The organism is Thalassoglobus neptunius (genome assembly GCF_007859735.1).
In the GTDB taxonomy this organism is placed as follows: domain Bacteria; phylum Planctomycetota; class Planctomycetia; order Planctomycetales; family Planctomycetaceae; genus Thalassoglobus; species Thalassoglobus neptunius.
This window is the reverse complement of the sequence record NZ_SIHI01000001.1, coordinates 2,980,713-2,994,988: the sequence shown is the minus strand read 5'-3', so window position 1 is coordinate 2,994,988 and position 14,276 is coordinate 2,980,713. Positions and strand designations below refer to the sequence as shown.

Below are 14,276 nucleotides of genomic sequence, written 5' to 3'. Positions count from 1 at the left end.
TTTGCACTCACTCGCATGAGCAGACTCAGTCTTCTGCCTGATGAAAGAGTTCAAGCGAGCGCACAGGAAAGAGCAACTTGCTCTATTCACGCAGGTGAAGCGGCGATTCTGCGATACGGACAATTTTAAATGTCGTCAGTTCCTTGCTTCCCGTAGCGATGATCAATGAATCTCGAATCGCCACGGACTCGATTTCATGCCCCGTCAACAGCTGCGTGAAATCTCGTTGAAGGATCTGTCCCAAGTGTGCATCAATCGTCCAGACTTCGTCTCCGGTGGGCGCGAAGATCGCGCCGCCGAAAAGAAGAGCATTCGCAGGCTGCTGAAAGCCTTCTATCTCGTACTCCCATTGAACGTCGCCTCTTTCCACTTCAAAACTTGCGAGTCCCGAACCGACCGCGATCAATTGTCCTTCGTGAACTCCGAGGAAGCGTTCCGATCCTCGTCTTCTCCAGGTATGCCAAATGAGATCTCCTGTGTAAGGGTCCAGTCGCGCGACTCCTTCCTTCGAACGCGCGAACAGAGCCTGATCGCTTCCCCAGACAGCTCCATCAATGGGAGAAGACTCAAAAAGTTCCGCGTCAACTCGAGACCAGCTTTGTGATGGGAGAGCTGTCACCCACAACAAACGACCAGTCGTCAAATCGAGGCCAGCAACAGCCTCCTGATCGATGTTCCAAAAGATCATCTGGTCTTGAATATGTATCTCGTCGAGAAACACGCGGTCCGGCGTCGAGGTCTCCCCGAGTGTCGATCCAATCCGCTCATCCCAGATCAGTTCCCCGGAGGCCTGATCAAAGGCCACCAGTCGCAGACCGTAATCAGGCTCGGCACTTCGCAATGGAATGACAACGAGGTCCTCTTCGATTTTCGGCGGACCTGAGAAAATCCATTGTGCTGCATCGTTCGCATCGGTTCGCAAATCATTGGCAGCAACGGTCCATCGAATTTGTCCTTGTCGCTGGAGATCAATTGCAAAGACGCGCGAACGTTGAAATTCATCTCGCACTCGATTGACGACAAACCGCGCCACGCCTGTTCGACCAATCCAAAGGTCGTTGACGAGGCTTCCTGATTCTTGTGCAAACGGGACGATCTCTCGATTCTCCATCAACGGCGGAGTTTCGATGAGAGACCCCGCGTCGTCACGATCGACCGGCCACGCAGCCTCACCAGTGAAGAGATTTAATGCCCGCAATCCGAGCTGATCAGAAACCAGGAGAACATCGTTCCAGATGACCGGTTCAGAGATCGCCAGTGAGTCGGTGATGAACTCCACCGGCCTCGACCACTTCTCTTCAACGAAATCAAATCGTGTTCGTTGAAAAGGGAAGGAATCTTGTTCGGTGATAAATCCTTCCGGGGCAAGCGACGACTGACGGTCCAACCATCGCTCGAGCAGTTCCCCAACATTTCCGGTGCGACCTGCAACGCTTCCATCAACATCCAAGATTGATCCCCGCCAGCGATTCAACCTTTTACGGGCAGTGAGCAGTCGTCCAGTCACTCCGTCGGCGACGATCAATCGCTTGAGAATTTCTGCTTTCGAGACCTCACTAACCGAGCTTCCCGGCGCAGCTTGTCCGAATTCATTCTGGAAATTTAACAGGGTCAACCAAACCTGTCGGGCATCTTCAAAATTACCACGTTTCCAGGACTGGTCCGCGTCCACGGGAACGTCATCAGCCGTTCTAGAATGAGTGAGCAAATCTCTCCAAAGTGATGACGTCTTTCCGTCGGACGAATTAACCCGGGAATCTTTCGTCAGCCTGTGATCCATGCCCGGAAAATGCAAATCGACCACTAGCTGAAAGTCCATTCGTCGCCGATTGTCGAGAGCGACCAGACGACCTGCGGAGACGTCTTCAAGTTGCTGTAATTGCTGCTGCGCAGCCTCAAGCTGATCGTTCTGCAAAAGAGTCTTGATCGATTCAAATGCTCGCTGCCGCTGAGAATCGGTCTCCGTCACGATTGGGAAACGGACCGGAGCACCCAACACCTCTGATCCTGGCAGCAGCGTTTCTGCGGGTCTTTGGGGTGTCTGCAATGGCACAACCGGAACCGGCTGGCAAAGTGTCTCCGAACTCAGAAACAGGCCCCAGAGAATCGAACCGGTCAGCAGCGACAAAGACAACGCAGACGGTCGTTCCGGTGTCCGGGTCATTCGTCGTTCTCACGCAACCGGTGACCGACGTAAAAGACAATGACCCCCGCAGTGGTGAGGGCAGGCATCCAAATCAGCCGAAATCCGAAGTTCAACTGCCACAGGATCAGGAGCGGGAGAAACGTGAGTGCGGCAAATTGCATCAGAAATCCCAGTGTATTCAGAAACGGTTTTTGCGGCACGGTGAGTTCTTTCGACAAGCTTTGAAGTGGGTCATCTACCATTTTGACCCCTTTTGGCTAAGATAGAAGCGTAGACGGGTGGTCGACTGCTTGATTTTTCGTCATCCGGAATGCTGATTTCTTGTTCCTCAATCGTTTTCCCGTATGTCACGCGTCGTTTTGGCAATGAGTGGTGGAGTTGACAGCTCAGCCTCAGCCTGGCTCCTTCAAGAGCAGGGTTACGAGGTTGTCGGTCTCTTTATGCGCTCAGGTGTCACTGAAGATGCCTGCGAAACGGGAATTGGCGGGCTCCCGATTGTCGATGCGAAGTCATACAAACAGGGTTGCTGCAGTGCTTCCGATGCTGCGGACGCGCGACGAGTTGCTGATGCGCTCGATATTCCGTTTCACGCATTAAACTTCAGTGATGCTTTCGGACAAATCAAGGATTACTTTGCTGACGAGTATCTCGCAGGCAGGACGCCGAATCCTTGTGTCATGTGCAACGTCTGGCTGAAGTTCGGAAAGCTTTGGGACTTCGCAAAACAGGTCGGAGCGGAACATATCGCAACAGGCCATTATGCCCAACTTGCGACGGTCGATGGAGAAGACCGCCCCGGTTTATATCGGGGACTCGATGCGAGCAAGGACCAGTCGTACGTCCTCTTTGGAATCGAAAGAGATCTTCTTGATCGAATCCTGTTTCCAGTCGGAGGTTACCAGAAAACGGAGCTTCGGCGGCTTGCGGAAAATGCAGGAATTCGAACTGCGAACAAACCCGACAGCCAGGAAATCTGCTTCATCCCGGACAACGACTACGCAAGATTTCTCTACGACTATCGCGGTCCGCAGGAGACTGCCGGGGAACTCGTCGATACGTCCGGAGCTGTGCTCGGAGAGCATGGCGGATACGAAAAATTCACGATCGGCCAGCGACGAGGTCTTGGAATCGCATTCGGCGAACCGAGATTTGTTGTTCGGATCGAACCGGAAACGCGCCGAGTTGTCATCGGGACGAAAGACGAGCTTGGCAGGACCTCGGTCGAAGCGGATCGATTGAACTGGCTGAAAGAGGACCTCGAATTTCCACTTCGTGCCACCGCACAGATTCGATACCAGCACACTCCAGGTGAGTGTCTCGTTGAACTCGAAGAAGATGATCGGATACGGGTCGAGTTTGATCAGCCGCAATTCGGTGTCGCGCCCGGCCAGGCACTTGTCATCTACGACAACGATCGCGTCCTCGGCGGTGGCTGGATTCGGTAGAGCATTTCTGAGGCTCTACAGTCCGCGAAGATCGTTCTCCCGAGTGGATCACGTCATTCTGGTCGATCGACAGGGGCGAATTTGATCTTTTCGATATAGGTGACTTGCTGATCACCCTGAATGCGGCCGCGGCATGCGGAGATCGCCTTCACGATGTAGCGATAGTGAAGACCGTAATCCGGGTCGAGTTCGACTTCGAGGTCATCGCTGTAACCTTGCTGACCTCCGGCGATCGCTGCGATGTCTTGATTCAATCGTTCAAAGCAGAATGGGAAGTCGTTGCCCAACGCGCGGCTTCCGAAGTAAAGCTGTTTCAATGTGCCGTCCGGATTCGCCTCAAGTTTCACCTTGAGATCCATCGGGGGAATGTCGTCGTTGGCGTTGGCAACAGCACCGATCGGCATGTTGATATTGAAGTCCCCTTCCGGCGGGATAATTTTCAATGTGAGCAGGAAGAAAATCAGCAGCTGAAAGACAATATCGATCATGGCCGACATTTGAATGTCGACTTTGGTATCGGTTTCTCGTTTGCGAAATTTCATCGTTTGATCTTCGCTCTTGGTCGCCTCACCTGAGTTGGCGATGTGAACCTTCTGGGGAGGCTGATTTCCTGAGATCGTGCTTGGATCGATTAATCACGAGTCGAGAGATGATTCTCGAACAATTCGAAGTCAGTCGTCATCAAACTCCATCCTCAGAAACAGCTTGATCAACGCGCGACTTCGACGACCTTCGGTGACTATCCTGCCTCATCATCGGACTTGGCTTTTAAGGCGAACTTTTCGAATCCTGCCTCCTGTCCCAGCTTGATCAGTTCCTGAATCAAACCTGTCGGAACATCTCCATCTGCCCGGATCACAATGGTTCTTTTCCGGGCTTCCGCCTCGCCGAATTGTTTGGCAGCGAGAGTGTATTCATCTTTCAGTCGCGGGAAGTAATCCCGAATCGGAATCGGCTGATCTCCGTAAAAGATCCCCGGTTCCTGGCTGATCTTCTGTCCGAGTTCGTTCCGATCGAAACCGACATTCAAAACGATGTCGTTTTCGCGGGCAACTTTCGGAGGACGCGCGAGTTTATCTGCGGGCAGTTTGACGCGTTCGTCCGCTTGAGTCTGCTCGAAGTTCGTCACGATCATGAAGAACGCGATCAGTTGGAACGTCATATCGATCATCGGAGTCATGTCCGCTTCGACGATCGTTGGCTTGGCGTGTTTGATCTTCATTGTTTCACTCAGGAGTGGCGACTGAAATCAACATTGCTGCTTGATCGATTCGCTGAATCCGTGATCAGGCTTTCTCGTTGCCTGCTTTTCCAACGGCAGAAAAGCGAGCCATGAGTCCTTCGCTCACTCGACCGACCTCCAGCAGAAGACGGCTGACACGGTTACGAAGCAGACCGTACGCGATGATTGCGGGAATCGCGACGACGAGTCCTTCGAGAGTCGTAAACAACGCTGTCGAAATTCCGTCGGCGAGGTCTTTTGGCTTCGGTGCTGTAGCGGCTGTTGAGATTTCTCGGAACGACTGGATCATCCCCCAAACCGTTCCCATCAGGCCGATCATCGGTGCGATCGATCCGATCAGTGCCAGATAGCTGAGTCGATGTTCCATCATCATGCTCTCTTCTTCACCGACTTCCTGCATTCCTTCAATCGCTTCTTCGTATCCTCGATTCAGGCGTCCGAGGCCAGCGGCGAGAACTCGAGCGATCAGTGATTCATCGCTGCGGGCGATTTCGTATGCACCCTGATAGTCTTTTGCTGTCAGCTTTTCTTCGAAGGCGATCACGAACTCTTCCGGCAGAAGATTATCTCTTCGCACCTGAAGAAGGTTCATCATGATCACTGCCACCATGATGAATGAGATGAGAAGCAGGACGGCTCCGAAATACCCGGATGAGCGAATCATCCAGCTGAGCATGGTTTCCCGAGGTGCTGTTGCGGGAGTTTCAGAGTCCGTTGATGCCTCTTCGGTAGTGTTTTCGGTTGAGTCAGGAGCCGTTTCGGTTGCTGCGTCTTCCTGATATGCCCAACCGGAATTTGGAACCGATGCGACAAACATGGCCATGATGGCCATCATCAGAGAGGTTGCCTGCCAGATACGGCGTTGTCCACTGAGACGAGAAAGCATCATATTCTCCGCTAACAACAGCGATCGCACAGTGGGGGGAAGCTGTCGACCGTGAGTGTGATCTTGAGATGTTTAAGACTGGAATTTCAAAGAATCATAAGACGCTGTGAAGAGGGTCGCCATTGACTCCCATCGATTTTGTCTGTTTGATGGAGACATCTTTCTTGCAAAACCGGAACAGGAGTGTTCACCTGAATGACCGGGCGACTCTTCGCCATTCAACCGCCGCTTCCCAGCTTCTCAACCCATGGGCTGTTGGGGTAATCGGCTTCCAACTTCGCAGAAGCATCCGCTCCCCGCGCAGGTTGACTGACGACCGGCCAGAGTTGAGCGAGACGATAAAGCGCCTCAGCATGTAAGTCCGCGTGTGATGCGAGTGATGGAACGACGTCAACATGAAGATAAGCAAGAATCGCTTCCTTCACTTTCTGACCTTGTGCGGCGTATCCGTCGCCGAGTCTCAGATAGGCTTCGGCAAGAACGCGGCTTTCGTCTGCTGCGGTCTGGTCAATGACTGTCTGAAGAATGTCGGCAGCTTGATCGTACGCCGATTGACGTTGGAGGCACTCCGCCTGACCTAACATTGCTTCTAGCTGTTTCGCCTTTTCGGACGGTAAGGATGGATTGCTCGAAGCGACTTCGTCATACACCTGCTTTGCAGCGGCAATGTCGTTTCGGGCAAGCAATGTCTTCGCCCGTCCAATCTTTGCTGCCATCTGATAATCGAGCCAGGGCGACTGTTCGAGAACCGTGTAAGCCGCCTCAGCTGTGGAAACATCATTCGCAAGCAAAGCCGTTTCGGCGAGAAGGATTTGAGTGTCGTAATAGCGATAAAAGTTTCGATTCTGCTCGGCAAACTGTTGAAGCTGTTGAATCGCTGCTGTCAGTTGTTCCGGATCTGCCTGCGCTAATTTCGAAGTCGTTCGAGCCAGGAAGAACTCCACGTCTCTCTTAATATCTGGAGCATCAGAACCAATTGCCGACAATGCTTCCTGATAACCTGCCACAGCTTCGGAGAGGTTTCCGGCGCGTTCATTACTGCGAGCCAGATTGAGAGTCGCCGGCTCTCCACTCCAGGCAATAAAAGAGATGGTATTCGCGGGAACAGGGACGTCCTTCCGGGCGATTTTCTGGTTGACAGTTACAGAAGTCTTGTCGACAGCCGTAATCTCTCCTGCAACAGGCTTCGCTTCGCCCTTCAGGTAGACAGTATCGATTTCCTGCCCGAGCACGGGGCTGAAGAGCAACAGCACAAGAGACGATGCTGCTACGAAAGGACGACAAGTCGGGATGATCGGCATTGCTTTGAGCTTTTGGAAAACGTGTTGGGTGAATTCGAATGATTCGCTGAATGGCTACTCGGAACTCGGCGGTTTAGGGCGACGCTTCCTCGTCGGCGGCGTTTCACCCGTTGCGGATTCTTTGTCTGAGGAACTCTTTTGCTTCGCTGCTTTAGCCGCTCGAGCTGCTTTGATCTTCTTCACTTCTTCTTCGGTGAGCTTGCGTTTCTTTTTCACCGGAGCATCAGTTTTGGACTTCGTCGCAGACGCTGATTTTTTGATCACCACTGGAGGTGCTTTGACCGCAGTCACCTGATCGGGAACGTTAATCACAGGAGCGACATCAGCCGGTGCCTCGAAAACATTGTCGAACTGAATGGATTCGGCCGGAGCAGGACTGGTCGTCGATGGCGTCGTCGAAGAATTTTGATACTTCGAATACTTCCGCTTGTTCTGACCGACTGCGAGGAAGTACAGCCCGGCAACCGCAGCTCCGCCGACCACCAAAAGAAGGATCATCAACAGTGGACTGCTTGAACTTTCCGGAGTCGCGACAGCTGAGTCTTCGGCGACAGTGGTCGGACCACCTTGATCAGCAACCTGTTCAGCGGGAGTGTCCGGGGAAGTTTGCGGACGATCGACATCACGCGGGAGGTCAACGACAGGACTTCCGAGTGCTTCGAGGACCTGACGATAGAGCTTGTTGAAACGCTGATACTCCGCATCCGGCCAGCGATTCGAAACTCGTTGAAACCCTGAGATCGCTGCTTGAGCACGACGCAGATGTTCGACGGAAGTCTCGTTATCGAGCGCGGTCATCCCGTACTGATATTCGGTTTCCGCAAGGTTGTATCTCGCGTCAAAGTGAAGTTGTTCCATGCGAGGATCTTCTTTTCCGAAGATCGCTCGTTGCAGAGCTTGAGCTGTGTAAGCCCATCCCCAAACGCGAATCGGTTCCTTTTGACCGGCAACCGCCATCTGAAAGTGTTCGAGCGCGTCGGGTCCGCCCTGCTGTCCCCAGTCCTGATAAAGCGAAGCTGCCTCAAACTGGGCATCGGGAGCATTCGGGCTCTCCTGGAGAATCTCGAGAATCACCGTTTCTGCTGCGGGGAATTCTGGTTTCCGTCGAAGCGTGTTGACCAGTCGAAGCTTGGTCGAAGTGATCTGACGCGGATCGGAAACGAAATCGGGCTCGCTCGCTGCTCGCTCCACGATCTGGCGATAAATGTCCGAGGACTTGGTGAAGTATTCTTCCGACTTCTGCTGATCGTCGCGGCTCGCGTCGCCCAGACTGGCGAAAGTTTCCGCGATCCAAAGCATGGAGTAAAACGTCTGTCCTTCTTTTCGATTGGAGAGGTCGTTCAAGAACCCTTCGAAACCTTCTCGAACTTCCTGAACTCGTTCGTTCTCACCGGAAGCTTTCAAGCGTTCCAGTTCTTGTTCGAGTTCTCGTCCGAACGAAACAAAGATCTGTGTCAACGCAGCTGCATCGTCGCTTCCGGCGACTTGTTCCAGTTGCATCCGGGCGTTTCTGGCTTCCTCGAGATTCTTGATCCCGATGTACGCTCGCAGAAGCTGTTGATACGCGAAGCTCGCCATTTCCTGGCTCTTCGCGCTGGAAGGTTCGGTCGGTCGAGACTCTCCTTCAGCGACGGAAACACTGGCGATGACCGAGTGAGGACCGGCGGTCAACAACTCGATGGCACCGATTGGTCCATCTTCGGGAGTTTCGTAGATTCCATCCATGTTGCGGATACTGACGAGAGAAAGTTTCGCGCTGACGACTTCATCCGGCAGCGGAGTTTCGGCGGAAATATTCTTCTCGGCTTCCGCGATGCCTGTTTCAAGATGTTGAATGGCAGCCGCTTTCCATTCGTTCAACTGATCCGGTGTTGGTCGTTCAAGAGCGGGTTTGGATGCTTCGAGATCGTACTGACGCCAGTATGCTTTTCCGGCTCGGATTTGAGCGTTCGCGTAATCGGAGGATCCTTGTGGAACCTGATCCCACCACTCGGCAGCTTGTAGTAGGTCTCCATCCTGGAACGCGATTTTCGCCACAGCATTTCGAGCGTCATTGGCTCGACCGGAATCCGGCCACCGGCTGGCGAGCTTCTCCGCCATCGCTTTGACCATGGCTGCTTCGAACTCTCGGTTCCCCGGAGAAGCATCGGAGTAGGCATAGTCAAACGCCGTCATCGCGATGAAGCCCGCTTCCCGTCCCACTTCGGGAAACTCATCGCCGTATTTGTCCATCTGATATTGGGCCACAACACCGGCATCGAGATACTTCTGTTGAAGCAAATAGCCGTAGGCGAGTCTCAATCGCGCGATGTTGACCATGATCGGATCGGTGTCTTCCTGAACAAACCGAATCGCCAGATCGTAAAGTCGAGCCATCTCCCCAGCGGTCGCAATGAGCGTCTCTTGAATCTCTTTCGCTTGCGCAAGATTCCCGTCGAGCTTGGCCTGATTGATCGCTTGATTGAGAGAATTGACTTCCTCATAAATCTGACCGGCGTTGCCGTAAGCGGTGTCAAAATCTTTTGGGTCACCGGGATCTCGATTGAGAGCCACCATCAGGCGTTGAATCATCGCTGAGGCAGGAGTTTTCAATTCTCCCGGAAAGCGGGCGATGGTGCGGGCTCGGTTCAGAGCTTCGGTGAGATTGTTCCGACGTTCCGTTTCCGAAAGCGTTCGGTCGGCCCCAAGCACTTCGAGAGCACGACAGAGTTCCCACTGAATTCCCAAACCGACATCGGTTCTCGATCGCGTGCGGGCATTCCGAAGCCATTCCTCCGCTTCGAGAACAACCAGCTTATAGTCTTCACGCTCTTCGTGATTCAGACAGATCAATCGAAACCGAAGGGCTGAATCCTTCAAGCTTCGCATCGCGTCGGAACGACCCTCGTGTCCCAGAATTTCCTCATAGATTCCGAGAGCGATCCCGATTTCATCCTGTTCTTCGAAACACTTCCCTTGCCACATTCGGGCATAGAGACCGCCCAACTGGCTGCGAAATCGCTCGTGAATTTTCTCAAACTCAAACGCTGCTTCGGTCAGAATCTTTTTGTGCTGTTCACTGCCCCGATCATAAGTCTGTGCTTCCCAGTACTTGCACTGAGTGAGATCGAGCTCCGCTTCCATGAACTGTGATTCCGCCTCGGCACGCTCTGCCCGCAACTCTTTGTTTTCGGGAGGAATGAACGTCGGAAACGCCTTGACAGCATTTTGATGCTGTCCGACTGCCTGTTGGAAAATGCCTCGTGCCTGTTGAATGAGGTCGCGAGCATTCTGACGGAAGAGATCGCGGCTCCCCGCGTTGGATGGCTTGTCTCCATCCCAAATCTCGACGCGGGCTTTCTCGAGAAGAATTCGTCCGCGCGCAGTATTCGCTCGACCGGCGAGAGGATGGTTCGGGGAAGCCTTCACAAATTGTTCGAACGATGCCTGCGCAGCGTCCAGTTGCTTCCGCTGATCGTCCAGATTCTTCAGCCGCCGAGCATTCTGAAGAAGCGTTTCCGCTCGTTCATAAGCCAAAACATCCACTATGTTCTGAGGAAGATTCTGGCGATTCTCGACCTCGCTCAGATACTCCAGAGCGGTGTCATAGTAGCCACGCTGGCGAAGCCCTTCGACAAACTCCAGGACCGGCTCTGTAGCTGGAAGCCTGATGTTCGTGCAAAGACACAGGGTCAGAGACACAATGATGAGAAGAAAATAACACCGACGAGGGAGCATCATAAAGCGCAACCGTCCTTTTGGGCAGATTCAGTCGGATCGTTAACATCCATGAAAACGTTGAAACGGACTCCACGTCTTCAAGAGATTCTCTCAAAAGAGACGGATGCTGACAGGAACCGGAGGCGTCATCGGGCCTCAATAATCTCAAGTGAACTCGCATTCGAATCCACCAATGACATACTCTATATCGTGAATCATGAAAAATCCAAGTCCGTCCATTTAACACAAAGCCCAAAATGAGGGTGTGTCAGGGTTACCTCATTACATAGCTGCGTCTTCTGGTGAATTGATGATCATTTGCGAATTTTCTCCGAAATCGTTCCGCGCTCTCGACAAAATGTGCCTCATTTTCGTGTTGAGTCTGACCGGAGCAGTCGCAACAGCTGCGGAACCCTCCACGTCAAAAGAGATTGCGGTTCAGACGGAACTGAATTCCAAGACCATGGAATTCTTTGAATCTCGAGTTCGTCCATTGCTCGTCGAGCACTGCCATGAGTGTCACAGTGGGAAAGTGAGTAAAGGTGGGCTCAAACTGGACTCGATCTCCGAGATTCTCTCCGGCGGAGAAAGCGGTCCGGCAGTCATTCCACACAAGGCCGACGAAAGCCTTTTGATCGAAGCGATCCGCTACGAGTCCTACGAAATGCCGCCGGCAGGTCAGCTTTCGGAAAAGGAAATTGACGTTCTCGTGAAATGGGTGGAACTCGGTGCCCCGTGGCCGGGAGGAGATCGCACCGTTCGCCCAGCCAGTTCTGCCGACAAAATCACCGACGAAGACCGCCAGTTCTGGTCTTTTCAACCGCTTCGCGATCCGACTGTTCCTCAAGTCGAACCTGAGCATTGGCCTCGAAACGCCGTCGATCGATTCCTTCTCCGCAAAATGAATGAGAACGGTCTTTCTCCCAGCGACGAGGCGGAACCGCTCACACTTGTTCGGAGACTCTATTTTGATTTGACCGGCTTGCCGCCAACGCCGGAACAAGTCGATGAGTTTCTCGCTGACACATCCCCCGAAGCTTACGAACGACTCGTTGACGATCTGCTTGACAGCCCGCGATATGGCGAGCACTGGGCGCAGTTCTGGCTGGATCTTGTCCGATACGCGGAATCGGACGGATATCGAAAAGACGACTACCGCCCCAATGCCTGGCAGTACCGAGACTATGTCATTCAGGCGTTCAATTCTGATAAACCGTTCGATCAGTTTGTTCGAGAGCAAATCGCCGGAGACGAAATTGCTCCCAATGATCCCGAAGCGATCGCTGCGACCGGTTTCCTGCGATGCGGAATCTACGAGTACAACCAGCGTGACGTCCGCACACAATGGCAAGACATGCTCAACGACATCACCGACACTGTTGGAGATACCTTCCTCGGAGTCGGAATGGGATGCGCCCGGTGTCACGACCACAAATTCGATCCCATTCTTCAAAAGGATTATTTCCGCCTGCAAGCATTCTTCGCGAACATCTCACTCGACGACGAGAAAGTCCTCGCTTCTCCGGATGAGATTGTCCGCTACGAAGAGCAACTCGAGCAATGGGAAACTGCAACGGAAAGCATCCGCCAGCAGATTGATCAGCTGAAAGCTCCCAAACTGAAAGAGCTTGAACGCAAAATGGTGATGATGTTTCCTGAAGACATTCAGGAGATCTATTACCGTCCCGCGGAAAAACGCTCGTCTCTGGACGACCAGCTTCGTCACCTCGTCTTCCTTCAGGTTCTTGATCGATACAAGACACTTCCCACAACTTTCAAAGGGGAAGAAAAGAAGAAGTGGGACGCTCTCCAGAAAGAGCTTGCAGAGTTTGATGATCTCAAGCCGCAACCGCTTCCCAAAGGACGTTCAATCTCCGAATTCGGGGACGAAGCGCCCGAGATCTTTATTCCCAGCAAGGAGCGACTTGGAGAGGTTGAACCCGGGTTTCTCACCATCTTCGACCCGGAATCAGCAAACATCGCAGAACTGAATCTCCCGGAGCCGACAACCGGACGAAGAACGACTCTCGCGAACTGGCTGACGAAGGAGAATCATCCACTCACAACTCGCGTCATCGTCAACCGGATCTGGAAGCAGCACTTCGGAGCTGGCATCGTCAACAGCCCCAGCGATTTCGGTCACCTCGGAGAAACTCCGACTCATCCGGAATTGCTCGACTGGCTGGCAACTCGATTCGTCGAAAAAGGCTGGAGCCTGAAATGGCTGCACCGTGAAATCGTTCACTCAGCTGCCTATCGTCAATCATCACTCACCTCGAATAAAGAAGCCGAACTGATCGATCCGGAAAATCGCTTCCTGTGGAAGTTCAACGTTCGACGGTTGTCCGCAGAGCAAATTCGGGACGCGCAACTTTCTGTCGCGGGAACTCTCAATCTGAAATCCGGAGGCCCGCCTGCTTCGATTGATTCTGATCGTCGCACGATCTTCAACAAGGTCATTCGCAACAAAATGGATCCTCTGCTCGCTCTGTTTGATTTTCCCGACCGAATCACCAGCAGCCCATCCCGGAATATCACGACTTCTCCATCTCAGTCTTTGTTGCTGATCAATGGAGAGCAGACTTTGGGACATGCACAGGACTTCGCCAATCGCCTCGTCAAATCGAACGATCGCAGCCTGGAGTCACAAATTCGGGATGCGTATCTCACCGCTTTGCAACGTCCGCCAACTGAACAGGAATTAAATCGAACGCTTCGTTTTCTTGAAGAGTCACAGGAAAGCAGTCCCGTCGCTGAAGAAGTTGCTCGCGCGAAAACGAACACTCAAGTGCTCGAAGTGAATGAGTCCCCTTTGGCCTCGCCCGTTCAAACCCTCGATTCTAAAGATCTCCCCCGCAACCAATTCACGGTCTCGGCAACTCTCTTGCTTCGGTCGATTTACCCCGATGCTTCGGTCCGGACGATCGCTTCCCACTGGAATTCTGATTCCAAGTCACCCGGTTGGTCGTTGGGAGTGACATCGACGAAGTCGTCCCATCAACCGCGACATCTGATTCTGCAACTGATCGGAAAGAACTCTTCAGGGAAGCGAACGTATGAAATCGTCCGCTCCGGAATTCATCTTGAATTGAACCGTCCGTATTTCGTTTCCGTTTCGGTTGACCTCGAGAATCCAACCGCCGACGGAATAACGTTTGTCGTTCGCAATCTGATCACCAACGAACAGACTGTGACACATGCAGACCATCGAGTCGTCCAGGCAGAAACCAATCGTCTCCCCTTCGTCGTGGGAGGACGTGTACGACAGAATCGCCATCGCTGGGATGGTTGGATTGACGACCTGCATCTCTATCGGACAGCCCTCTCCGAAGAGGAGATTCTGACCCCCGAAGCAATCTTAGATGCAAACATCGACGCGGATCAGATTGTCGGTCAGTGGGACTTCAATGGCGGCAACACAGCCCTCATCGACAGAGTTCACAATCGGGAGCTGAACGTTGAGAGTTTCTCCAATGCTCCGCCTTCTCAACTCGTTGACTTCTGTCACGTGCTTCTGAATTCCAACGAGTTCATTTACATCGACTAAAGCCACGCG

General features: G+C 53.0%; 9 protein-coding genes. 2 read left to right on the top strand and 7 right to left on the bottom strand.

The annotated features are described in order from the left end of the window. Nucleotides 1-82: 82 nt before the first annotated feature. Both KOR42_RS11945 and KOR42_RS11940 read right to left on the bottom strand, forming a co-directional pair. Nucleotides 83-2,164, bottom strand: a complete 2,082-nt coding sequence (locus KOR42_RS11945) for an outer membrane protein assembly factor BamB family protein (RefSeq protein WP_146509909.1) — start codon at nt 2,162-2,164, stop codon at nt 83-85. Further along, a complete protein-coding gene (locus tag KOR42_RS11940; RefSeq protein WP_146509908.1) occupies nt 2,161-2,388 on the bottom strand; it encodes a hypothetical protein in 228 nt (75 codons plus the stop codon). The genes KOR42_RS11945 and KOR42_RS11940 overlap by 4 nt, the downstream gene beginning before the upstream one ends. Nucleotides 2,389-2,490: 102 nt before the next feature. Here KOR42_RS11940 and mnmA point away from each other — a divergent pair, with 102 nt between their 5' ends. Next, complete coding sequence (gene mnmA / locus KOR42_RS11935; protein ID WP_146509907.1) at nt 2,491-3,591, top strand: tRNA 2-thiouridine(34) synthase MnmA; 1,101 nt, start codon at nt 2,491-2,493, stop codon at nt 3,589-3,591. Between the two features lie 53 nt (nt 3,592-3,644). Here mnmA and KOR42_RS11930 read toward each other — a convergent pair whose 3' ends face one another. From KOR42_RS11930 to KOR42_RS11910, 5 genes are all read right to left on the bottom strand, one after another. Continuing rightward, nucleotides 3,645-4,133 carry an ExbD/TolR family protein gene (locus KOR42_RS11930; RefSeq protein ID WP_146509906.1) on the bottom strand — a complete coding sequence of 163 codons (489 nt, stop codon included), beginning with the start codon at nt 4,131-4,133 and terminating at the stop codon, nt 3,645-3,647. A gap of 197 nt (nt 4,134-4,330) precedes the next feature. Then, complete coding sequence (locus KOR42_RS11925; protein WP_146509905.1) at nt 4,331-4,813, bottom strand: ExbD/TolR family protein; 483 nt, start codon at nt 4,811-4,813, stop codon at nt 4,331-4,333. 64 nt (nt 4,814-4,877) lie between these two features. Next, nucleotides 4,878-5,720, bottom strand: coding sequence for a MotA/TolQ/ExbB proton channel family protein (locus KOR42_RS11920; protein ID WP_231740864.1), 843 nt, complete (start codon nt 5,718-5,720; stop codon nt 4,878-4,880). Between the two features lie 218 nt (nt 5,721-5,938). Beyond that, nucleotides 5,939-7,021: a tetratricopeptide repeat protein gene (locus KOR42_RS11915; protein WP_146509903.1), complete on the bottom strand. Its 1,083-nt coding sequence runs from the start codon at nt 7,019-7,021 to the stop codon at nt 5,939-5,941. Nucleotides 7,022-7,075: 54 nt separating this feature from the next. Continuing rightward, nucleotides 7,076-10,741: a tetratricopeptide repeat protein gene (locus KOR42_RS11910; protein ID WP_146509902.1), complete on the bottom strand. Its 3,666-nt coding sequence runs from the start codon at nt 10,739-10,741 to the stop codon at nt 7,076-7,078. A gap of 289 nt (nt 10,742-11,030) precedes the next feature. Here KOR42_RS11910 and KOR42_RS11905 point away from each other — a divergent pair, with 289 nt between their 5' ends. Beyond that, complete coding sequence (locus KOR42_RS11905; protein WP_146509901.1) at nt 11,031-14,267, top strand: DUF1549 domain-containing protein; 3,237 nt, start codon at nt 11,031-11,033, stop codon at nt 14,265-14,267. The last annotated feature ends 9 nt before the right edge of the window (nt 14,268-14,276 follow it).